We start from the raw sequence: 20,036 nt of genomic DNA, 5'->3' as shown, positions 1-20,036 counted from the left end.
CAGGCGCAGAAGAACCAGAGGTACAGAACCGAAGGAGAGGAATCCGCATGAGTGACCGCATTACCGTCGAGGAACTGGCCGAACTGATGAAGAAGTCCGCGGGCATCACCGTCGCCCCGGACGACCTCCAGCGGCAGTACGACGTCGGCTTCGACGCCCTCGGCATCGACTCGCTGGGACTGCTCGGCATCGTGGGCGAGCTGGAGAACCGCTACGGCACACCGATGCCCCCGGACGCGGAGCGCAGCAAGACGCCCCGGCAGTTCCTCGATCAGGTCAACAGTGCTCTCCTGGCAGGGGCGTGACATGTCCGGACACACCGAGAACGAGATCGTCATCGCCGCTCCGCTGGACCTGGTCTGGGACATGACCAACGACGTGGCGAACTGGCCGCAGTTGTTCAGCGAGTACGCCTCGGCCGAGATCCTGCGGCAGGAGGGCGAGAAGACCACCTTCCGGCTCACCATGCACCCCGACGAGAACGGCAAGGTGTGGAGCTGGGTCTCCGAGCGTGAGGCGGACCGCTCCACGCTCACCGTGCGGGCCCGCCGCGTCGAGACCGGACCGTTCGCCCACATGAACATCCGGTGGCGGTACGAGGAGGTGCCGCAGGGCACCCGGATGGTGTGGACCCAGGACTTCGCGATGAAGCCGGAGGCCCCGGTGGACGACGCGTGGATGACGGACAACATCAACCGGAACTCCAAGGTCCAGATGGCCCTGATCCGGGACCGCATCGAGCAGGCGGCCACGGAGCAGCGTCCCGTGCCGAGCCTGGCCGACTGAGCCGGACGGAGGACAGGATGACGCACCAGGCCCTGATCGTCGCCCGGATGGCCCCGGGGTCCGCCCCGGACATCGCGAAGCTGTTCGCGGAGTCGGACCGTGGAGAACTGCCGCACCTCGTGGGCGTCTCCCGGCGCAGTCTCTTCCAGTTCGACGACGTGTACCTGCATCTCATCGAGTCCGAGCAGGATCCGGGCCCCGCGATCGCCAAGGTGGCCGGGCACCCCGAGTTCCGGGACATCAGTGAGCGGCTGACCGCGTACGTCAGCGCGTACGACCCCGCGACCTGGCGTTCGCCCAAGGACGCGATGGCGCACTGCTTCTACCGCTGGGAGCGGGACTCCACGGCGTGAGACGCCGGTGGTCACCGGTGGCCGGGCGCGCGTTCGTCGCGTGCCCGGCCGCCGGTGGTCCGGGGGGTGTCACGCGGGCACGGTGCAGTCGAACGCGTGCAGGTAGGGGTTGACCGGCCGGATGTCGTCGATGACCAGGCCCGCTCCCGTGAGCCGGCTCACCATGCTCTGGGTGGTGTGCTTGGCGCCGCCCACGTTCAGGAGCAGCAGCAGGTCCATGGCGGTGCTGAAGCGCATCGAGGGCGAGTCGTCGACGAGGTTCTCGATGACGACGACCCGTGCGCCGGGACCGCCCGCCGCCATGACGTTGCGCAGGGTCCTGGCGGTGCTGTCGTCGTCCCACTCCAGGATGTTCTTGATGATGTACACATCGGCCTGGACGGGGATGGCCTCCCGGCAGTCGCCGGGCACGACGCGCATCCGGTCCGCGAGCGCGCCGCCGGGACGCAGCCGCGGGTCGGCGTTCTCCACCACGCGGGGCAGGTCGAGCAGCGTCCCGCGCAGTGTCGGGTACTTCTCCAGGAGGCTCGCCACCACGTGCCCCTGGCCGCCTCCGATGTCGGCGACCGAAGCGCTCGCCGACAGGTCGAGGAGTTGCGCGACGTCCCGCGCGGACTGCGCGCTGGACGTCGTCATGGCCCGGTTGAAGACGAGGGCGGATTCGGGCGCGTCCTCGTTCAGGTAGGTGAAGAACTCCTTGCCGTACAGGTCCTCGACGACGTTGTGGCCGGTGCGCACGGCCTCGTCGAGCTTGGGCCAGGCGTCCCAGGTCCACGGCTCGGTGCACCACAGGGTGATGTAGCGCAGGCTGTGCGGGTCGTCCTCGCGCAGCAGGCGGGACATCTCGGTGTGCGCGAAGGTCCCGTCGCCCTGCTCGGCGAAGACGCCGTAGCAGGACATGGCCCGCAACAGCCGTCGCAGCGGCTTGGGTTCGGTCTTCACCGCGGCCGCGAGGTCCTCGACGGCCATCGGGCTGTCGCCGAGGGCGTCGGCGACGCCCAGCCTGGCCGTCGCGCGCAGGGCGGCGGCACAGGCCGCCCCGAACACCAGTTCCCGCAGCCGCATGGACGGGGCCGGGGCAGTTTCTGCGGTCGTCATGGGCCGCCTTTCCTCTTTCGTCGGATTCACGGGTGGCTACGTCCGGTCAGCACAGGCCCGCGGGCCTGGAGACCTGACAGCTGTTGGCCTCGAAGGTGTTGGTCCTGGCGGTCTCCTGGTCGACGAGGTCGGCCGGGGAGTTGCCGCTCAGCCGGTTGTCGCTGATCCGGTTCCGCTCGCTGGCCGTGCCGACGAAGCTCTTGAACAGCACGATGCCGCCGGACAGCGGGGACTTCCCGGCGTTGTCCCTGATGGTGTTCCGCGTGATCAGGGTGGACTCGGTGCCGGTCAGCACGATGCCGGAGCCCTGGAGGGCGTCCAGCCGCGCCGTCTTCGGGCAGGACTTGTTGTTGCGCACGACGCGGTTCTCGGCGACGGTCACCGCGCCGGCCCTGGGCTTGTTCTCGTCACCGACGATGAACACTCCCGCGCAGTTGCCGGTGACGTGGTTCTCCGCGACGGTGAGGTTGCGCAGGCGGCGGACGGTGACGCCGATCCGGTTGCCCTCCAGCCGGTTGCGCTCGACGAGGGTGCCGCCGGTGTCGGTGGCGCCCTGCTCGGCGTTGATCGTGTTGGCCAGGAAGAGGCCGGCGTCACCGTTGTCCCGGGCGGTGTTGCCGCGGAACACACCCCGCGTCGACGCCTCCTGGGCGATGCCCCACACCCCGTTCTGCACCGCCGTCACACCACGCACGGTCAGTCCGTCGGTGGCGGTGGCGTACACGCCGCTGCGGGTGAAGCCGGTGACGGTCAGGGAGGCGAGCGTGACGTCCTCGACCTTGTGGTCCGGCGTGCCGACGACGCAGATGCCGTTGCCGCCCGCGGCGCAGGCGTCGGCGGCCCTGTCCGCCGCCATGTCCGCGGCCTTGTCGGCGGCCGGCCGGATCACCACGCCGCGGCCCACGCCGCGCAGGGTCAGACCGGGCGTGGTCACCGTGACGCTCTCCCGGTAGATGCCCGGGGTGACCAGTACCGTGTCGCCGGGAGCGGCGGCGTCGACCGCCTTCTGGATCGACTGTCCCGCGTGGACCACATGGGTCGGGTGACCGGCGGAGGCCGGAGCGGCACCGAGGCTGGTCCCCACGACCGCCGCGGTGCACGCGAGGTACACGAAATGGCATTTCTTCATATTCCGGACGATATGCGCGACGGGTCGGCAGCCCGGCGGTATCGGCCGTACGGCGGCGTGTTGCGGGACCGGCACCCCAGCCACCCTCCGCACCGACGGGCCGACGTCGGCGTCCCGCGCTACTCTGCCCCCGATATGACCGTTATGTCCCGTTCCCGGAGGTGGTCATGGCCTCGCGCCTCAACCCGTACATCAGCTTCGGCGGCAACGCCCGGCAGGCGATGGAGTTCTACCAGGACGTCTTCGGCGGCACCCTGGCGCTCAACACCTACGGCGAGGCGGGACGACAGGGCACGCCGGAGGCCGAACAGATCATGCACGGCATGCTGGAGACGGCGAACGGCTTCACACTGATGGGCGCGGATGCCCCGCCCGGCACGCAGGTCACACCGGGCGACAACTTCTCCGTCAGCCTCAGCGGCGACGACGCCGCCGAGCTGCGCGGCTACTGGGAGAGGCTGTCCGCCGACGGCTCGGTGTCCGTCCCGCTGGAGAGGCAGATGTGGGGCGACGTGTTCGGCATGTGCACCGACCGCTTCGGCATTCCGTGGATGGTGAACATCAGCGAGCCGCAGGGCTGACCCGAGCGGCCCGGCGCCGTCATCCGCGGCCTCGGCCGGACCCGGCGTTAGCGTGGCCGCACAGCGGGGCGAGGGCTCGCGACGGTCGACTCGATGGTGGCGCGATGTGTTGGAGTGCGACGGCCGATCTGGTGGCGGGCGCGGGGATCGCCACCGTCGGCGTGGCCTGCGTGACGCGGGTGCGCGCGGCGCGGGACCTGCCGCTCGCCGCGCTGCCGCTCCTGCTCGGGGCCCATCAGCTCGTCGAGGCGGCGGTGTGGGACGCGGGGGGCGGCGGCGGACCCGCCACCGTCGCCTGGGCCGTCATCGCGCTGCCGTTGCTGGCGGTGTGGGTGCCCGCGGGCGTCTGGTGCGCCGCCCCGCCGTCCGCCCGCCGTGGCTCGGGCCTCCTGCTCGCGGTGGGCGTCGTCACCGCCGCCGGGCTCGCCCACGGGCTGGCCGTCGGCCCCGTGACGGCCGAGATCCGCGGACACACCATCGGCTATGCGACCCACCTGGCACATCCCGTTCCGCTCATCGCCGGCTACCTCCTGGCCACGATCGGTTCCCTGCTGATGTCCGGCGACCGGCGGCTGCTGGTACTGGGGATCTTCGTCGCCGTGGGCGCGCTGGCCTGCTGGGCGCTGTGGCGCCTGGAGTTCGTCTCCACATGGTGTGCCTTCGCGGCGGTGTGCTCGGTCCTCCTGCTCGGCTGGGTCCGCGCGCGGCCCGCCCGCCGGTGAACGCGTCCCCGGCGGCCCCGGGCCGGACACCCGTCCAACTCCGCCTCCACGCACGGCGATCGGCCTCGGGCCACTCGCGTAGGCCAGGACCCTGCGGGCGGGTCGGCGAGCGGCGGCGGGGACCCGGAATCGATCGCTCCGCCCCCTGCCGGTCGGGCCCCCCACGCCACATGTGCCATACTCGGCGCCGCTCATAGCAAGATCTGACCGGGGGGGTCCACCTGCACGCCATAGCCTTGGACGCCCCCTACCTGGACACGGACGCGGATCAGCTCTGCTTCTCGCTGGACCTGGACGAGCGACCGGCCCTCGCCGAGCACGGGACGACCGTGGGCGGGCTCGACGTGCGCCTGCGGCTGCTCGGCGCCTCGCACCAGGTCTTCGCCGGCCCCGTACGGGAGACCGTCGCGTGCCTGCTGGGATCCGTGAAGGGCCTGCCGAGGACGCACACCCGTCAACTGCCCGGCTGGATCTACGACTTCACCGCCGAGACCCGGCGGCTGGACCCCGCGGGATTCAGCGACCGGGTGGCGGGGATCCGCCGTCGGGTCGCCGGCGACCCCGACAGCCTGTGCGGGGTCTTCCCCGGTTCGCCGGAGGCGCTGACGGCCGTCGTCGTCGAGGCAGCCGACGGACCGCCGGGCGGCGGGCTCGTCTGGCGCACCTGGCACACCTATCCCCAGCACGGCCAGATCGTATCGACGTACACGCGGCTGGAGGCCCGATGAAGAGCGCCCGACTCGTCCGCGCGGCGGTGGCGGCCGTGCTGGCGGTGGCCCTGCTCGCCGCCTGCTCCTCCTCCGACGGCAACAACGGAGTGCCCCGCGGCTGGATACGCGACAAGTACACCGAGAGCGGCGCGGCCTGGGTCGTCCCGAGCAGGACCCCTAAGCAGGTCGCCGACGCCATCCACGGCCACCGAGCGGCCCTCGACCGCGCGACCGGGGCCCGGACGCAGTTCCTGCGCTACGGCGACGACATGGTCACCGTGTCGCCGTACCGGAGCGGCAGCCGGATCGAGATCGAGGACTACCGCAACGGATACCACCGGCACAGCCGCTACCTGACGTACTGGCCCGACCCGGACAGCGCCAGCTTCCGCGGCGGCGGCCCCGGCGAAGGCAAGTGACACCGGGCCGACCGGCCCCCGCGCGGCCCACCACCAGACCCTGACGACGCCGTCAAGAAAGGCACCACAGTGACCGAGATCTTCGAGTCGACGGGCCAGGCCCTGCTCTACGGAGTCGTGGGCCTCGCCGTGATGGCCGTCGGCTTCATCGCCCTCGACCTCGTCACGCCCGGCAAGCTCTTCCACGTGGTCTGGACGGACCGCAACCGCGGCGCGGCCGTCCTGCTCGGCAGCCAGTCGATCGCCGTCGGCCTCGTCATCATGGAGGCCATCCAGGCCAGCGAGTCCGAGGAGGGCCTCGGCTACGGCCTGTTGAGCACACTCCTCTACGGTCTCGCCGGGGTCCTGGTGATGACGCTGGTCGGCCTCGTGATCGGCCACGTCACCCCCGGTCAGATGGGCTCGGTCGCCCTCGACGACGGCAGCGACGGCCGTCCGCACCCGGCCGCCTGGGTGCAGGCCGGGATGTACCTCGGCACCGCCCTCATGGTCGGCGCGGCACTGTCCTAGGCACCGCACCCGTGAGCACCACCGCACTCCACGGCCGCGACACCGCGGCGCCCTCCCGCCCCCCGGCCGTACGGCACACCCGGGGGGCGCGCTTCCTCCTGCTGCTCGCCGTCTTCCTCTGCGCCGCCTGCGGCCTCGTCTACGAGCTGGCGCTGACCGCTCTGGGCAGCTACCTCATCGGCAACTCCGTGCTCCAGACCTCCGTGGTCATCTCCGTGATGGTCTTCGCGATGGGTCTCGGCTCGCTCGCCGCCAAGCCGCTGCGCCGCCGCGCGGTCGGCGCGTTCGCGCTCGTCGAGGCCGCGCTGGCGCTGGTCGGCGGACTCTCCGTGCTGGTGCTGTACACGGCGTTCGCCTGGCTCCAGCTGTACACCCCGGCGATGATCGTGATCACGCTGGTGGTCGGGCTGCTGATCGGGGCCGAGATACCGCTGCTGATGACGCTGCTGCAACGGATCCGGCGGCAGGAGGCGGGCAGCGCCGTCGCCGACATGTTCGCCGTCGACTACATCGGGGCGCTGGTCGGCGGGCTGTGCTTCCCACTGCTGCTCCTGCCGACGTTCGGGCAGCTGCGGGGCGCGCTGGTGGTCGGTGCGGTCAACGCGGTGGCCGGCGTCGTCGTGGTCCTGTTCATCTTCCGCCGGCAGACCCGGCGTTTCGTCCAGGTCGGTCTCCTCTCGGGGGTGACGGCGGTCCTGGCCGTGCTCGGTACCGCCTACGTGCTGGCGGACGACCTGGAGGTGACCGCGCGTCAGCGGATGTACCAGGACCCGATCGTGCACGCCGAGACGACGGCGTACCAGGAGATCGTCGTCACCCGCTCCACCGCCTTCACCGGCGGTGACGACACGCGCCTCTTCCTCAACGGCGACCTCCAGTTCAGCTCCGTCGACGAGTACCGCTACCACGAGTCGCTCGTCCACCCCGCGCTGTCCGGACGACGCGGCGAGGTGCTGATCCTGGGCGGCGGTGACGGGCTCGCCCTGCGCGAGGTCCTGCGCTACGACGACGTGCGCCACGTGACGCTCGTCGAGCTGGACCCGGCGATGACGAAGCTGGGCCGTGACTTCGCACCCCTGCGCGAGCTGAACGGCGGGTCGTTCGCCGATCCCCGGGTGCGGGTGGTCAACGCCGACGCCTTCAACTGGCTGCGCAGCGCCCGGCAGCACTACGACGCGGTGATCATCGACTTCCCGGACCCGGACACGGCGGCGCTGGCCAAGCTGTACTCGGTGGAGTTCTACACGCTGCTCGGCCAGGTCCTCACCCCGCGGAGCCAGGTCATGGTGCAGAGCGGGTCGCCGTTCTTCGCGCCGAAGACGTTCTGGTCGATCGCGGCGACCGTCGAGGCGGCCGGGTACACGACGGCCGAGTTCCAGATCGACGTGCCGAGCTTCGGCAACTGGGGATTCGTCCTGGCCGCCCGCGGCGGCACCACTCCCCCGCCGCTGCGACTGGCCCCGGACGCGCCCCGGCTGCGCTACCTCGACGACGCGGTCCTGAAGGCGGCCGCGGTCTTCCCGGTCGACCGCCGCCGCCAGGACGTACGGCCGAGCACGCTGATGGAGCCGACGGTGCTGGAGTACGTGCTCGACGAGTGGAAGAACTACTGAGCCCGCCGGGCGGAACCGGAACGGGGCCCGCTCCGCCCTGGGCGGTGGCGGTCAGCCGATGAGGTCGGCGACGAGGACGGCGAACTCGTCGGGGGTGGCCAGGCGCACCCCGAGGGACTCCGCCTTGGCGCGCTTGGCGCCGGCTCCCTCCCCCGCGACGACCAGGCTGGTCCTCCTGGAGACGCTGGAGGAGGAGCGGCCGCCCGCGCGTTCCACGAGTTCGTTCATCTCGTTGCGGCTGAGCTTCTCCAGCGGGCCCGTCATCGCGCCGGTGACCACCACCGTCATCCCGGCCAGCGGCCCGCCGGCCGACACGGTGGAGCCGGTCGCCCCGGTGGTGCCGGTGGCCTCGGGGGTGCCGGCGGCCCCGTCGGCCGGCGGGGCGGGCGGGGTGGCGCCGGGCTCGGTCATGTTGACACCGGCCGTGGCGAGCTTGTCGATGAGCGGGCCGAGTCCGGCGAGTTCCGCGACGATCGACGGGGCCTTCTCGGTGCCGATGCCGTCCACCCGCTGGATCGCTTCCGCGTCGGCGGCGCGCAGGTGGTCCATGGTGGCGAAGTGACGGGCGATACGCCGGGACATGGACCGTCCGGTACCGCGCACGCCGAGTGCGCACAGCACGCGCGCCAGCGGCCGGCCCTTGGCCGTGGCGAGCGCGGCGAGGAGGTTGTCGGTGCTGGTCGCGCCCATCCGGTCCAGGGCGAGGAGCTGTTCGCGGGTGAGCGTGAACAGGTCCGCGAGGTCGGCGACCAGCCCGGCCTCCACGAGCTGTACGACGCGGGTGTGACCGAGGCCCTCGATGTCGAGCTGGTCGCGCCCGGCGGCGTAGGAGAGGGAGGCGACGAGGTGGCAGTTGCGGCCGTTCTCGCAGCGCCAGCGCTGCTGGCTGGTGTCGATGGCCGATCCGCAGCGCGGGCACACCTCGGGGAAGACGATCGGCTGCTCCTCACCGGTGCGCAGATGGGCGACGGGCGCCTCGACGCGGGGGATGACGTCACCGGCCCGGTGGACCATGACGTGGTCGCCCAGCCGCAGGTCGCGGCGGGTGATGTCGGCCGGGTTGTGGAGGGTGGCGTAGGTGATGGTGGAGCCGTCGATCTCGACCGGGGCGAGGACGGCGCGGGGCGCGATGATGCCGGTGCGGCCCACGTTCCACTCCACCTCCAGCAGGCGGGTGATCTTCTCGACGGCCGGCAGCTTGTAGGCGATCGCCCAGCGGGGGGCTCTCGAACCCGATCCGGCGGCCCGCTGGTCGGCGGCCAGGTCGGCCTTCACCACGATCCCGTCGATGCCGAAGGGCAGTTCCGGCCGCAGGGCGGCGATCTCCCGCACCCGTGCCAGGACGTCCTCCACGCCGGACACGGTGACGCCGGGCACGGAGGTGGTGGCGGTCGTGTTCACGCCCAGCGCCGCGGCGCGGGCCATCAGGTCGCTGTGGGCGGCCTCGCCCAGGGCGGCGGCCAGGCCGGCCTCGGTGTCGGCGAGGGGCAGCAGGCCGTAGCCGAAGAAGGTCATCGGCACCGTGTAGGCGCGGTCCTTGGCTCGTAGGGTGCCCGCGGCCGCGTTGCGCGGGTTGGCGAACGGCTGGCCGCCGTGCGCGGTGCGGACCTCGTTGGCGTGCTCGAACTGGGCGGTCGTCATGAGGACCTCGCCGCGCACCTCCACGGTGACCGGCTCGCTCAGCTGCTCGGGCAGGCCCTCGACGGTGCCCGCGGCGTGCGTCACGTCCTCGCCGGCCGTCCCGTCGCCCCGCGTGATCAGCCGCGTCAGGCGGCCCCGGGTGTAGCGGGCCGCGATCGCCAGGCCGTCCAGCTTCGGCTCGACGCTGTACCGCTCGCTCTCGTGGCCGACGCGCCGGGCCAGGGATCCGGCCCAGGCGGTGAACTCCTCGGGCGAGAACACGTTGTCGAGGCTGAGCATGGCGATGGTGTGCGGGACGTCCCCCTCCACGGCGCCGCCGGCCACCTTGCCGGTCGGCGAGTCGGGCAGCACCTGCTCGGGGTGGGCGGCCTCCCAGTCGGCGATGCCCCGCACCAGCCGGTCGTAGGCGTCGTCGTCCAGCACCGAGGTGCCCCCGGTGTAGTAGGCGGCGGACGCCTGCACGGCATCCTCGACCGCCTGCGCGTAGGCGGCGGCGTCCACGATCTGTGCGGCAGGTGTCGTCATACCCGTCATCCTGCCTCCCACCACTGACAACGCCCTCCGGGCGAAGCCGAGGACGTGGGCGAGGGCGAAGGCGGGGACCAGGGCGGCGTCGGACTCCCGTCACCGGTTCCGGCCGCCGGGGAAGCCCGGCGTCGCCGCGGGGCCCGCCGACGGGTGAGACCGGCGGCCTGCCGCAGGCGCGATCGGCGGAGGACGGCTCCGATCGCCGAGGCGCCGGGGACACGAGCGTCGGGCCGGGTTCCGCCTCCTCGGACGCCCCTCTCGTCCGCGGCATTTCCCCAGCCCCTCCCGAGAATGTTTTATATTCACCTATGACTCGACGGATCTTCATCGACAAGCAGAGCCCCAAGGCGTACCACGCACTCCTGGAGACCTCCGAGGCCGTGCGCGCGACCGCCGCCGAGGCGGGCCTGGAGCGCACCGTCGTGGAACTGGTCAATCTGCGCGTCTCGCAGCTCAACGGCTGCGCCTTCTGCCTCGACCTGCACACCAGGGCGGCGCTGCGGGCCGGGGAGTCGTCCCGGCGGCTCGGTGTGCTCGCCGCCTGGCGCGACACCGAACTGTTCAACCGCGCGGAGCGGGCGGCCCTGGCGCTGGCGGAGGCGACCACCCTGCCTGCCGACGCCGCGGCGCAGGAGGCCGCGTACGCCGACGCCCGGGAGGCGCTCACCGAGGACCAGATCTCGGCGGTGATCTGGGTGGCGGTCACCATCAACGCCTTCAACCGGGTGTCCGTCATGAGCAAGCACCCGGTGCGCTGACCCGGCCGGTCGACGCGGGTGCGTTCTCGTACGTGCGGTCCCGCGGGAGCGTCCCCGCGGGTGCGTGTGAGCGCGGTGCCGCCGGCTGCGGTGCGTGAGCGCGGTGCCGCCGCGGGCGCTGGCGGAGGCGACCACCCTGCCTGCCGACGCCGCGGCGCGGGAGGCCGCGTACGCCGACGCCCGCGCGCGGTGCCGCAGGCCCCCTGCGCGTCAGCGCGATGCCGTCGGCGCCGGTTCACGGCGCGAGGGAACGTCGGGTGCGGGCAGATCGTGTGCTGGAGCGTCGCCACCGAGACACCTCCGCGGGTACGGCCACGTCCAGGCCGTACAGCGGTTCCCCGCCGGCCGGTCCCGCCGAGGCCGCGCCGACCAGGACGCCCCGGTCGGGGTCCTCGGCCGGCTTGAGGAAGCCCTCGCCGTGCGTTCCCGAACGGCCGGTCACGGCAGCCGCTAGCCGCGCGGGACGTCCCTGACGAACACCATGCCGTCGCTGTCCGCGAGATGGGCCGGGTCGAGCGGGGCGTAGCCGAAGTAGGGCGACACGCGAGCGGCGGGCCGCCGGTCGCCGAGAGCGGCGGCCAGCCGGGAGGCGTCGACGACGCAACGGTCCGCCGGAAGCGCGTACAGGAACCCTTCGACCGTGTCCGGGGCCGGGGCGTCCACCCCCCGGTGCCGGATCGTGCCCAGGGCCGTGGACAGGAAGGCGTACTCCGCGCCGAGCCGGGCGCCGACCAGCGCACCGGCGCTCCACCACGTCAGCCGCTGCCCGCCCATGCTCATCGTGCTCCTCTCCCGCTGGAGATGGCTGTTGTGGGCGTGGGCCAGCACCGGACCCCGTTCGGCGAGGGCGAGGAGGTTGTCGGCCATCATCAGGTCCCGCGTGCCCACCAGCCGGGTCATGCGGGCCGGTGAGGTGTCGGCCATCCAGAAGTGGTAGCGCAGCAGACCGGTGGCCGTGCGCGCGTACAGGCGCGCGCGGTCCCGGTCGTCCCGCGGGGTCACCGCCGTCAGGTGCGGCGTCCACGCGTCCAGGAGGGACGTCAACTCGTCCGCGAGCAGCCGCAGTTCCCGGGCGTCGTCCGACCTTCCCGCCGACCGGGCCGGGTCCGTCATGGCGGCGGGTCCGGACCACCGGTCGTCGGCGCCGAGCAGACGGTCGAGTGTTTCCGCGGTGCAGGGCAGCAGGTCCTTGTCGAGGTGGGCCGCGAGGTAGGCGTGGAGTGCGGCGAGGGCCTGCCGGGGGCTCGCGGCGTGGGTGATCTCCAGTGGGCCGTCGAAGCCGGCGAAGCGGACCTGTTCGGACGCGGGCCGGCCGTCGTTGTGGGCGCGCATCCAGCGGACCAGCTCGCGGTTGGCCGCGGAGGCGCCCCAACCGTGGCTGATTCCCTGCTCCATGACCGCGTCGAGAGAGCCCGCGCCCGAGGTGACGTGGTCGTCCACGAGCAGGCCCGCCAGACAGTCGCTCTCGATGGCGATCGTCCGGTAGCCCTCCTCCTCGACGAGCTGCCGGAAGAGTTCGTTGCGCAGGCGGAGGAGGGTGTCCTCGCCGTGTGTGGGCTCGCCCAGGGCGAGCAGCCGGGGCCGGGCCGGAAGCAGCCTCATGACGGAGGCGGCCTCGACGGCGCACACGGTGTCCTCGATGTCGGTAGCCATGCCTTCAACGGTATCTTTGAACACTCGGTGGAGACTTTCTCACGGTATCGGCAGGATCATGGGGCGAAACCTTCAAAGCGGTGAACGGCTCCGGCCGGTCGACCTGGCCCGCGCGCACGGTCTGTCCACCCAGGCGGTCCGGAACTACGAGGAGGCCGGCATCCTTCCGGCCGCCGGGCGTACGCCCCACGGCTACCGCACCTACACGCCGCTGCACGCGCGGGCCCTCGGCGCGTTCCTCGCCCTGGTGCCGGGCCACGGCCACGCGACGACGGCCGCGGTCATGCGGGCGGTGAACCAGGGCGCGGCCGACGAGGCGTTCCGCCTCGTCGACGAGAGCCATGCCCAACTCCTCGAGGACCGGCGGACTCTCGCCGCCGTGGAGAACGCCCTCCGCGATCTGGAGTCCGGCCCACCGACGCCCGCACCGCCCGCACCGCCGGGACCAGGGACGACGTTCATCGGACCGCTGGCCGGCCGGCTCGGCGTCCGCTCCGCGACCCTGCGCACCTGGGAGCGGGCCGGGCTGGTCAGCCCCCGCCGCGACCCGCGGACCGGGTACCGCGTCTACGACGAGGCCGACGTGCGCGACGCCCTGCTGGCCCGTCAGCTCCGGCGCGGCGGCTACCCCCTGGAGCGCATCGCCCCGCTGATCGCCCAGGTGCGGTCGGCAGGCGGACCGGGGCCGCTGGAGGCCGCCCTCGCCGACTGGCGCGCCCGGCTCTCCGCGCGCGGCCGGGCGATGCTGGCGGGGGCCGCCGAACTGGAGGCGTATCTCCGTGCGCGCGGGTGAGCCGTCGTCCACGGTCCGGCGCCCCGTCGTCCGCGATCGCGTCGCTCGGTGCGAGGGCGCCGTGCTTGCATACGGCGGTGACCTCCGACCCCGTTGATACCCCGGCCCTCTCCGTCCGGCCCCGTGTCCCCGCCGACCTGGACGACTGTGTCGGCGTGCTCGCGCTGACGCACGCGCACAGCCGGTACCCGGTCAACTGGCCGGCCGCACCCGCCGCCTGGCTGAACCCGCCGACCCTCCTGGCGGCCTGGGTGGCCGAAGCGGACGGACGGATCGTCGGACACGTCGCGCTGTGCCGGGGCGAGGACGGCGACCCGGCACCGGCGTTGTGGGCGGCGCGCGGGAGCGGGGTGCCGGCGGTCTGCGTCAACCGGCTGTTCGTGGCACCGAAGGCGCGTGGACTGGGCGCCGGAGCGGCTCTGACGGGCCGGGCCGTCGGGGAGGCGCGCTCCCTCGGCGGCCACCCCGTGCTCGACGTGGTGGCCACCGACCCGGCCGCGGCCTTCTACGCCCGCCTCGGCTGGCAGGACCTCGGCCGCGTGGACCAGAGGTGGGGGCCCGACCAGGTGGTGCCGCTGCGCTGCTATGCCGCGCCGGTGTCCGGCAAGCGGACCGGTTAGCACGGAGCCCGGCATCGCACGAGCCGGAACGGGGGAAGGACACCCGGATTCGCGCCTTCCCTCACCCGTTCTCGTGGTGTTCACGCCCGCCCTTGCGCGGAACCCCCCGGCCCTCGTGAGAAAGTGGCCGCCCACACGAGACAGGGGGGTATGTGACACGAAGTCAGAATCCGTCCCGTACGCGAGGATCGTCACTGGCGCTTGTGACGGTGCTCGGCACGCTCGCCGGCGTGGCCCTGACCGGGGCGGCACCGGCCGGCGCGGCGACGGGGACCACCATCGCGGATGGCGTGGTGTACCGGCAGTACGACCTCCGGGCGGGGGCCGGCCTGACGCACGTACACGTGCTCGGTGTCGACCTGGCCAACACCCACGTGCGTCTGGGCCTGCTGTATCCGGGGAAGGTCGCGTCCCGCGCGACCGTCACGCGGCTGGCCACCGTCCAGAATGCGGTCGCCGGCGTCAACGGCGACTTCTTCAACACCTCCGAGGCGCAGCATCCGGGCGTCGCCGCGACCGGCGCGAGCGTGGGCCCCGCCATCGCGAACGGCAAGGTACTCAAGGCCGCCGTCCCGACGGGGCAGCGGTTCGGCCCCGCCCTGCCGCCCGGCACGGACACCGACGACGTGCTCGGGGTGAGCGGTGACGGGCAGGCCCGATTGGACAGTCTGACCCTCGACGGCACGGTCACCGCCCCGGGTCTGCGGTGGCCGCTGGGCGGTCTCAACCAGTACGCGCTGCCGGAGAACTCCATCGGCGCGTACAACTCCGACTGGGGCAGTGTCTCGCGGGCGCGGGCCACCTGTGGCACCGATACCAAGCGGGCCGCGCCGTGCGGCACCGACACGTACGAGGTGACGGTGAAAGCCGGCCGGATGGTGTCGGCCTCGGCGAAGCCGGGCAGCGGCGCCATCGCGGCGGACACGACGGTGCTGGTCGGCCGGGAGGCGGGCGCGCAGCGCCTGAGGACGCTGGCCGAGGGGCAGCGGGTGGCCGTGAACCACGGCCTCGCCGCCGCCTCGGGGCGCGCCTACCGCTTCGCCCTCGGCGGCTGTCCGGTGCTCAGCGGCGGGCGGCCCCTGCCGGGCCTGGACACCCGGACCTCGGCGGTGCGCACCGCGGTGGGCATCGCGGACGGCGGACGGCGTGTGCTGCTGTTCACGGTCGACGGTGCGCCCGCGTACCGCAGGGGCCTGACGATCGCCGAGGTCGCGGCCGCCCTCAAGAGCCTCGGCGCCACCGAGGGGTTCAGCCTGGACGGCGGAGGCTCCTCGACCCTGGTGGCCCGCGCGCCGGGCGCGAGCGGGGTGTCGGTGCGCAACCACCCCTCCGACGGGGTGGAGCGTGCCGTGCCGAACGGCATCGGGGTGTTCACACGGTGAATCCTCCCCTCGGGGGTGCGCTCAGCCGGTGATCCCGCGGAGCCTCACGGCCGCAGGCTGCTGACGATGTCGGCGGTGGCCGTGAGGCCGCTGTTGATGGTGGGAGCCATGCTGGTACCGGCCAGGAAGAAGCCGAGCAGCAGGCAGACCAGCGCGTGCGAGACCTTCAGTCCGCCACTGCGCAGGAAGACCACCGCCAGGATCAGCAGCAACAGCACCACGGAAATGGAAACGGCCACGTCAACCTCCTCCGCCACGTCCGATTTCGCGGCATTCGGCCGCAAGTGTGGCGTAGCGGAGGGTTCGTTCGTGCAGCTGACCTGTCCTCCGAACGAGTGGTTCACCGGCCGGCCAGGTGTCCGGCCGGGTCCCCGGTCGCGGTCACGCCCTCCCGCGGGCGTCGAGGAAGGCCTCCAGGCCCGCCAGGTCGTCGGTGTTGAGGTAGTCGACACCGGCGTCGAGCAGTTCGCCCCACAGCGCGTCCCGGGCGGGGCCCGCCAGGTCCGGTGTGGCCCAGAAGCGCACCTTCTGGCGCCGGGCGTGGGCGGCCCGGACGAGGGCGCGCAGCCTCTGCCGCTCCGCGTCGGGGAAGGCGCCGACGCCGAGCCAGCTGAAGTTGAGCGTCCAGTTGTCGCTGATCAGGGAGGCGAAGGAGGCGTCCGTGCTGCCCAGGTCGGCGAGGCGGCCGTCGTAGAAGGCCCGGCGCACGGTCTGTGCCGTCATCGGCACCCGGGCCGCGCGGTCGCCGGAGACGACGGCGGTGACCGGTCCGCGGCGCACCCGGCCGTGGTCGTAGGCGGTGAACAGGTGCTTGTAGCGGCGCAGTCGACGGTCGAGTTCCCGGTAGGTCGACGAGCCCTCGGTCTTGATGTCGATCAGCAGTTGCAGCGGGGTGCGCGAACCCCGGTGGACCGTGCCGCCGTTGGCCTCGACGCGGGCGGCGAGGGGGGCGAGGTAGAGGGATTCCAGGGTGCGGGCGGGGTCGAGGTCCACCGGGTCGTGGGCGACGAGCAGTTGGCCGTCGACGAGGAAGATGTCGGCCTCGACGCTGCCGAAGCGGTGGTCGAGGGCGTCGAGCAGGGGGCGGGGGTGCTCGTAGTCGTTGTGGGCGTGGGCGTGCCACAACGGGCGCGGTCGGTGCTCGCGTTCGCCGGCGAGGGCGTTGCCGGCGGGCGGCGCCAGCACTGCCGTGGCGGCGGCGCCGAACGTGGTGAGGGCTCTGCGGCGGGTGATGAGGGCCATGTCTGCCTCCCTGAGGAACGGTCCGGACCACAGGGAGTATGAGTGCGGCCCCGCCGCGACGAACCTGTCCGTGCCAGGAGTTGGCCGGACCGCCCTCGGTCGTTCACTTCTTCCGCGCGGGCGCGCGAAGAAGCCCGCCCCGGGTGGGGCGGGCTTCTTCGGAGGGTTCGTCAGGGGGCCGGCAGGTCGACGAGTTCGGCCAGGGCGGTGCGGTGGGCGCCCGCGGTGCCGTAGGCGATCGAGTCGGCCTTCGCGCGCTTCAGGTACAGATGGGCCGGGTGCTCCCAGGTCATCCCGATGCCGCCGTGCAACTGGACCGCCTCCTCGGCGGCGTGCACCGCGACGGACGCCGCGTACGCCTGCGCCACGGCGACGGCCACGTCGACGTCCTCTCCGGTCGTGAGCGCGTCCGCGGCGCCCCGGGCCGCGGCCCGCAGATTGACGACCTCCAGCCACAGTTGGGCGAGCCGGTGCTTGAGCGCCTGGAAGCCGCCGACGGGCCGGTTGAACTGCCTGCGGTCCTTCAGATGGCGCACGGTCTCGGTCAGCGCCCATTCGGCGACCCCGAGTTGTTCCGAGGCGAGCAGTCCGGCACCGGCGCGCAGGGCCCGCCGCACAGCGGGGGCGGCGGGCCCCAGCCGGCGGCCGGGCGCCGCGGCGAGGGTGACCGTGGCGAGCGGCCGGGTCAGGTCCAGGGACACCTGCGGCGTGACGGTCACCGCGTCGGCGTCGACCGCGTACAGCCCGCCGTCGTCCGCGGGGACGAGCAGCAGGCCGGCCGAGGCGGCGTCGGCGATGCCGGTCAACTCGCCGTGCAGGGCGCCGTTCTCCAGCCGTACGGACGGGAAGGCCGTGCCCGGCGCGGTGTGCAGCCCGACGGCGAGCGCGGCGACCGTCGTGCCCTGCGCCAGCCGGCCGAGCAGGTCGTCGGCGACGGGGGGCGCCTCCTCCGAGCGGAGCGGAGCGTGGGAGAAGGCGAGCAGTGCCTCGGTGGCGACGACCGCGCTCGTGAGGTAGGGGACGGGGGCGACCGCGCGACCCAGTTCCTCCAGGACGACCGCGGCCTCCCGGTGGGTGGCGCCCTGGCCGCCCAGCTCCTCGGGCACCAGCAGCCCCGCGAGGCCCGTCCGGCCGGTGAGCGCCTTCCACAGCCGTTGGTCGTGCGGGGCGTCCGACTCGGTGCCGGCGATCACGCCGGCCGCGTCGCAGTGGTCGCCGAGCAGATCGCGGACCGCGGCGCGGAGCGCCTCTTCCTCCTCGGTGTAGAGGAGATCCGTCTGTGTGTTCACCGGGCCAGGTCCTTCCAGGCGACGTCCTTGTCGGTGCGCGGCTCGGTGGGCAGGCCCAGGACGCGCTCGGCGACGATGTTCAGCAGGACCTCGGTGGTCCCGCCCTCGATGCTGTTGCCCTTGGAACGCAGGTAGCGGTAGCCCGCCTCGCGCCCGGTGAAGTCGACGTGTTCGGGTCGGCGCATGGTCCAGTCGTCGTACAACAGGCCTTGTTCGCCGAGCAGTTCGACCTCCAGACCGCTGATCTCCTGGTTGAGGCGGGCGAAGGCGAGCTTCATTCCGGCGCCCTCGGGTCCGGGCTGGCCGGCGACGAGCTGCTGGCGCAGCCGCTCGGCGGTGAGCCGGGAGACCTCTGCCTCCACCCACAGCTTCAGCAGCCGCTGGTGCAGGTCGTGGGTGCGCAGTTCGGGACGCTCGCGCCAGGTCCTGGCGGCGGGGCCGATCATGCCGCCCTCGCGGGGCAGCCGCATGCCGCCGATGGCGACGCGCTCGTTGTTCAGCGTGGTCTGCGCGACGCGCCAGCCGTCGCCGACCTCGCCGAGGCGGTGGGCGTCGGGGATGCGGACGTCGGTGAGGAAGACCTCGTTGAACTCGGCCTCGCCGGTGATCTGCCGCAGCGGGCGGACCTCGACGCCCGGATCGGTCATGTCGCACACGAAGTACGTGATGCCGCGGTGCTTGGGCACCTCCGGGTCGGTACGGGCGATGAGGATGGCCCAGCGTGCGACATGGGCGCTGGACGTCCACACCTTCTGCCCGTTGACGACCCAGTCCTCGCCCTCCCGGACCGCCCGGGTGCCGAGGGCGGCGAGGTCGGAGCCGGCGCCGGGCTCGCTGAACAGCTGGCACCAGACCTCCTCGCCGGTCCACAGGGGCCGCAGGAAGCGCCGCTTCTGCTCCTCGGTGCCGTACCGGAGGATCGTCGGCGCGGCCATGCCGAGGCCGATGCCGATGCGCCGGGGGTCGTTGTCGGGGGCGCCCGCTTCCTCCAGTTCGGCGTCGACGACGGCCTGGAGGGAGCGCGGGGCACCGAGTCCGCCGAGTCCCTCGGGGTAGTGCACCCAGGCGAGACCCGCGTCGAAGCGGGCCTTGAGGAAGTCGAGTCGGTCGGTGGTGGCCGGCGGGTGCGCGGCCAGCAACTCGGCCGCGCGGCGTCGGAGTTCGGCTGCGTCGGTCATACGGCGGCTCCGTTCTGCGGTACGACGGCGATCCGGCCGGTGGTGACGCCGTCGGCGACCCGCTGGACGGCGGCGGCGGCCCCGTCGAGCGGCACGCGCTCGCTCACCAGCGGCTTGATCGCGCCGCGGGCGGCCAGGTCGGTGAGCTGCTCGTGGCAGTCCCGGACCAGCTGGGGGTTCCTGGTGTTGTACAGACCCCAGTGCAGGCCGAGGATCGCGTAGTTCTTCACCAGGGCGTGGTTGAGGGAGGGGCTGGGGATCGAGCCGCTCGCGAAGCCGACGACGACGACGCGGCCCTCGAAGGCGACGACCTTGGCGGACTGTGTGTAGGCCTCGCCGCCGACCGGGTCGTAGATCACGTCGGCGCCGCGGCCGCCGGTGGCCTCCTTGACGGCGGCGACCACGTCCTCGGCGTGCCGGTCGATCACCACGTCGCAGCCCAGCTCGCGGGCGACGGCCGCCTTTCCGGGTCCGCCGACGACCCCGATGACGGTGGCCCCGGCCGCCTTGCCGAGCTGTACGGCCGCGCTGCCGACCCCGCCCGCCGCGGCGTGCACGAGGAGCGTCTCGCCGGCCTCCAGAGCGGCCCGGCGGTGCAGGCCGAACCAGCCCGTCTGGTAGCCGATGTGCAGGGCGGCGGCCTCGGCGTCGTCCAGCGAGTCCGGGGCGGGCAGCACGGCGGCGGCGTCCGCGACGGCGTACTCGGCGAAACCGCCGTACGGCAGCGTGGGATTGGCGATGACGCGGCGGCCGTCCTCGGTCTCGCCGCAGATCTCCACGCCCGGCGTGAACGGCAGGGGCGGCCTGACCTGGTAGTGGCCGCGGGCCATCAGCACGTCGGGGAAGTTGATGTTCGCGGCGCGCACCCTGAGCAGGATCTGGCCGTCGCCGGGCGTGGGCCGCTCCACGTCCGTCAGCCGCATCACCTCGCTCGGCTCGCCGTTCTCGTGCACCTGCCATGCCTGCATGCGGAGCCTCCACGGGACTGCGTCGTCTGACCGGGTCGATCGCATACTAAGCGGTCGCTTGCC

General features: G+C 72.9%; 22 protein-coding genes. 13 read left to right on the top strand and 9 right to left on the bottom strand.

Annotated features, from left to right (window positions below; all coding sequences use genetic code 11):
- Window positions 1-47: 47 nt before the first annotated feature.
- The 3 genes from ACFYO5_RS07030 to ACFYO5_RS07020 are packed head-to-tail and all read left to right on the top strand — an operon-like array spanning window position 48 to window position 1,139.
- Window positions 48-305 (top strand): acyl carrier protein, encoded by a 258-nt coding sequence (locus ACFYO5_RS07030; RefSeq protein ID WP_356562998.1) that lies wholly within the window; start codon window positions 48-50, stop codon window positions 303-305.
- Window position 306: 1 nt separating this feature from the next.
- A complete protein-coding gene (locus tag ACFYO5_RS07025; protein WP_356562996.1) occupies window positions 307-786 on the top strand; it encodes an SRPBCC family protein in 480 nt (159 codons plus the stop codon).
- A gap of 17 nt (window positions 787-803) precedes the next feature.
- Window positions 804-1,139, top strand: coding sequence for a TcmI family type II polyketide cyclase (locus tag ACFYO5_RS07020; RefSeq protein WP_356562995.1), 336 nt, complete (start codon window positions 804-806; stop codon window positions 1,137-1,139).
- 69 nt (window positions 1,140-1,208) lie between these two features.
- On the opposite strand, the gene ACFYO5_RS07015 is transcribed toward ACFYO5_RS07020, so the two are convergent.
- Both ACFYO5_RS07015 and ACFYO5_RS07010 read right to left on the bottom strand, forming a co-directional pair.
- Window positions 1,209-2,237, bottom strand: coding sequence for a methyltransferase (locus tag ACFYO5_RS07015; protein WP_356562993.1), 1,029 nt, complete (start codon window positions 2,235-2,237; stop codon window positions 1,209-1,211).
- A gap of 46 nt (window positions 2,238-2,283) precedes the next feature.
- On the bottom strand, window positions 2,284-3,366 hold the full coding sequence (locus ACFYO5_RS07010) for a nitrous oxide reductase family maturation protein NosD (protein WP_388705133.1): 1,083 nt from the start codon (window positions 3,364-3,366) through the stop codon (window positions 2,284-2,286).
- 167 nt (window positions 3,367-3,533) lie between these two features.
- On the opposite strand from ACFYO5_RS07010, the gene ACFYO5_RS07005 reads away from it, so the two are divergent.
- The 6 genes from ACFYO5_RS07005 to ACFYO5_RS06980 all read left to right on the top strand — a co-directional run bounded on the left by ACFYO5_RS07005 (window position 3,534) and on the right by ACFYO5_RS06980 (window position 7,921).
- Window positions 3,534-3,947, top strand: a complete 414-nt coding sequence (locus ACFYO5_RS07005) for a VOC family protein (RefSeq protein ID WP_356562989.1) — start codon at window positions 3,534-3,536, stop codon at window positions 3,945-3,947.
- A 104-nt stretch (window positions 3,948-4,051) separates the two neighbouring features.
- Window positions 4,052-4,669, top strand: coding sequence for a DUF6629 family protein (locus ACFYO5_RS07000; protein WP_388705129.1), 618 nt, complete (start codon window positions 4,052-4,054; stop codon window positions 4,667-4,669).
- Between the two features lie 236 nt (window positions 4,670-4,905).
- Window positions 4,906-5,397, top strand: coding sequence for a DUF2617 family protein (locus ACFYO5_RS06995; RefSeq protein WP_388705126.1), 492 nt, complete (start codon window positions 4,906-4,908; stop codon window positions 5,395-5,397).
- Window positions 5,394-5,798 carry a DUF4247 domain-containing protein gene (locus ACFYO5_RS06990; protein WP_388705124.1) on the top strand — a complete coding sequence of 135 codons (405 nt, stop codon included), beginning with the start codon at window positions 5,394-5,396 and terminating at the stop codon, window positions 5,796-5,798. The genes ACFYO5_RS06995 and ACFYO5_RS06990 overlap by 4 nt, the downstream gene beginning before the upstream one ends.
- A gap of 69 nt (window positions 5,799-5,867) precedes the next feature.
- On the top strand, window positions 5,868-6,308 hold the full coding sequence (locus ACFYO5_RS06985) for a DUF350 domain-containing protein (protein WP_356562981.1): 441 nt from the start codon (window positions 5,868-5,870) through the stop codon (window positions 6,306-6,308).
- Between the two features lie 11 nt (window positions 6,309-6,319).
- Window positions 6,320-7,921 carry a polyamine aminopropyltransferase gene (locus tag ACFYO5_RS06980; protein ID WP_388705120.1) on the top strand — a complete coding sequence of 534 codons (1,602 nt, stop codon included), beginning with the start codon at window positions 6,320-6,322 and terminating at the stop codon, window positions 7,919-7,921.
- 51 nt (window positions 7,922-7,972) lie between these two features.
- Here ACFYO5_RS06980 and ligA read toward each other — a convergent pair whose 3' ends face one another.
- Window positions 7,973-10,087: an NAD-dependent DNA ligase LigA gene (gene ligA, locus ACFYO5_RS06975; RefSeq protein WP_388705117.1), complete on the bottom strand. Its 2,115-nt coding sequence runs from the start codon at window positions 10,085-10,087 to the stop codon at window positions 7,973-7,975.
- A 311-nt stretch (window positions 10,088-10,398) separates the two neighbouring features.
- Between ligA and ACFYO5_RS06970 the strand changes: the two genes are divergently transcribed.
- Window positions 10,399-10,848 carry a carboxymuconolactone decarboxylase family protein gene (locus ACFYO5_RS06970; protein ID WP_388705114.1) on the top strand — a complete coding sequence of 150 codons (450 nt, stop codon included), beginning with the start codon at window positions 10,399-10,401 and terminating at the stop codon, window positions 10,846-10,848.
- Between the two features lie 450 nt (window positions 10,849-11,298).
- Here the strand turns inward: ACFYO5_RS06970 and ACFYO5_RS06965 are convergent, their stop codons facing one another.
- On the bottom strand, window positions 11,299-12,501 hold the full coding sequence (locus tag ACFYO5_RS06965; protein WP_388705111.1) for an erythromycin esterase family protein: 1,203 nt from the start codon (window positions 12,499-12,501) through the stop codon (window positions 11,299-11,301).
- Window positions 12,502-12,559: 58 nt separating this feature from the next.
- On the opposite strand from ACFYO5_RS06965, the gene ACFYO5_RS06960 reads away from it, so the two are divergent.
- The 3 genes from ACFYO5_RS06960 to ACFYO5_RS06950 all read left to right on the top strand — a co-directional run bounded on the left by ACFYO5_RS06960 (window position 12,560) and on the right by ACFYO5_RS06950 (window position 15,296).
- A complete protein-coding gene (locus tag ACFYO5_RS06960) occupies window positions 12,560-13,294 on the top strand; it encodes a TioE family transcriptional regulator (protein WP_388705108.1) in 735 nt (244 codons plus the stop codon).
- Between the two features lie 77 nt (window positions 13,295-13,371).
- On the top strand, window positions 13,372-13,914 hold the full coding sequence (locus ACFYO5_RS06955) for a GNAT family N-acetyltransferase (protein ID WP_388705104.1): 543 nt from the start codon (window positions 13,372-13,374) through the stop codon (window positions 13,912-13,914).
- A gap of 203 nt (window positions 13,915-14,117) precedes the next feature.
- Window positions 14,118-15,296 (top strand): phosphodiester glycosidase family protein, encoded by a 1,179-nt coding sequence (locus ACFYO5_RS06950; protein WP_388705101.1) that lies wholly within the window; start codon window positions 14,118-14,120, stop codon window positions 15,294-15,296.
- 44 nt (window positions 15,297-15,340) lie between these two features.
- Here the strand turns inward: ACFYO5_RS06950 and ACFYO5_RS06945 are convergent, their stop codons facing one another.
- From ACFYO5_RS06945 to ACFYO5_RS06925, 5 genes are all read right to left on the bottom strand, one after another.
- Window positions 15,341-15,535, bottom strand: coding sequence for a hypothetical protein (locus ACFYO5_RS06945; protein WP_388705098.1), 195 nt, complete (start codon window positions 15,533-15,535; stop codon window positions 15,341-15,343).
- Between the two features lie 142 nt (window positions 15,536-15,677).
- On the bottom strand, window positions 15,678-16,538 hold the full coding sequence (locus tag ACFYO5_RS06940) for a phosphatidylinositol-specific phospholipase C/glycerophosphodiester phosphodiesterase family protein (protein WP_388705095.1): 861 nt from the start codon (window positions 16,536-16,538) through the stop codon (window positions 15,678-15,680).
- Window positions 16,539-16,708: 170 nt separating this feature from the next.
- Complete coding sequence (locus tag ACFYO5_RS06935) at window positions 16,709-17,827, bottom strand: acyl-CoA dehydrogenase family protein (RefSeq protein WP_388705093.1); 1,119 nt, start codon at window positions 17,825-17,827, stop codon at window positions 16,709-16,711.
- Complete coding sequence (locus ACFYO5_RS06930) at window positions 17,824-19,005, bottom strand: acyl-CoA dehydrogenase family protein (protein ID WP_356562961.1); 1,182 nt, start codon at window positions 19,003-19,005, stop codon at window positions 17,824-17,826. Before ACFYO5_RS06930 ends, ACFYO5_RS06935 begins: the two co-directional genes overlap by 4 nt.
- Window positions 19,002-19,973, bottom strand: coding sequence for an NADPH:quinone oxidoreductase family protein (locus ACFYO5_RS06925; RefSeq protein ID WP_388705090.1), 972 nt, complete (start codon window positions 19,971-19,973; stop codon window positions 19,002-19,004). The genes ACFYO5_RS06930 and ACFYO5_RS06925 overlap by 4 nt, the downstream gene beginning before the upstream one ends.
- Window positions 19,974-20,036 lie beyond the last annotated feature (63 nt).

This window comes from Streptomyces sp. NPDC006259 (assembly GCF_042870975.1).
Lineage (GTDB): Bacteria > Actinomycetota > Actinomycetes > Streptomycetales > Streptomycetaceae > Streptomyces.
This window is presented reverse-complemented; position numbering and strand designations above follow the sequence as displayed.

Bases quoted from the DNA above. Each gene is read 5' to 3' on its own strand.
- ACFYO5_RS06940 (WP_388705095.1), bottom strand. From the start codon at position 16,538: ATGGCCCTCATCACCCGCCGCAGAGCCCTCACCACGTTCGGCGCCGCC.
- ACFYO5_RS06970 (WP_388705114.1), top strand. From the start codon at position 10,399: ATGACTCGACGGATCTTCATCGACAAGCAGAGCCCCAAGGCGTACCAC.
- ACFYO5_RS06960 (WP_388705108.1), top strand. From the start codon at position 12,560: ATGGGGCGAAACCTTCAAAGCGGTGAACGGCTCCGGCCGGTCGACCTG.
- ACFYO5_RS07025 (WP_356562996.1), top strand. From the start codon at position 307: ATGTCCGGACACACCGAGAACGAGATCGTCATCGCCGCTCCGCTGGAC.
- ACFYO5_RS07030 (WP_356562998.1), top strand. From the start codon at position 48: ATGAGTGACCGCATTACCGTCGAGGAACTGGCCGAACTGATGAAGAAG.
- ACFYO5_RS06930 (WP_356562961.1), bottom strand. From the start codon at position 19,005: ATGACCGACGCAGCCGAACTCCGACGCCGCGCGGCCGAGTTGCTGGCC.
- ACFYO5_RS07005 (WP_356562989.1), top strand. From the start codon at position 3,534: ATGGCCTCGCGCCTCAACCCGTACATCAGCTTCGGCGGCAACGCCCGG.
- ACFYO5_RS06990 (WP_388705124.1), top strand. From the start codon at position 5,394: ATGAAGAGCGCCCGACTCGTCCGCGCGGCGGTGGCGGCCGTGCTGGCG.
- ACFYO5_RS07020 (WP_356562995.1), top strand. From the start codon at position 804: ATGACGCACCAGGCCCTGATCGTCGCCCGGATGGCCCCGGGGTCCGCC.
- ACFYO5_RS07010 (WP_388705133.1), bottom strand. From the start codon at position 3,366: ATGAAGAAATGCCATTTCGTGTACCTCGCGTGCACCGCGGCGGTCGTG.
- ACFYO5_RS06965 (WP_388705111.1), bottom strand. From the start codon at position 12,501: ATGGCTACCGACATCGAGGACACCGTGTGCGCCGTCGAGGCCGCCTCC.
- ligA (WP_388705117.1), bottom strand. From the start codon at position 10,087: ATGACGACACCTGCCGCACAGATCGTGGACGCCGCCGCCTACGCGCAG.
- ACFYO5_RS07000 (WP_388705129.1), top strand. From the start codon at position 4,052: ATGTGTTGGAGTGCGACGGCCGATCTGGTGGCGGGCGCGGGGATCGCC.
- ACFYO5_RS06925 (WP_388705090.1), bottom strand. From the start codon at position 19,973: ATGCAGGCATGGCAGGTGCACGAGAACGGCGAGCCGAGCGAGGTGATG.
- ACFYO5_RS07015 (WP_356562993.1), bottom strand. From the start codon at position 2,237: ATGACGACCGCAGAAACTGCCCCGGCCCCGTCCATGCGGCTGCGGGAA.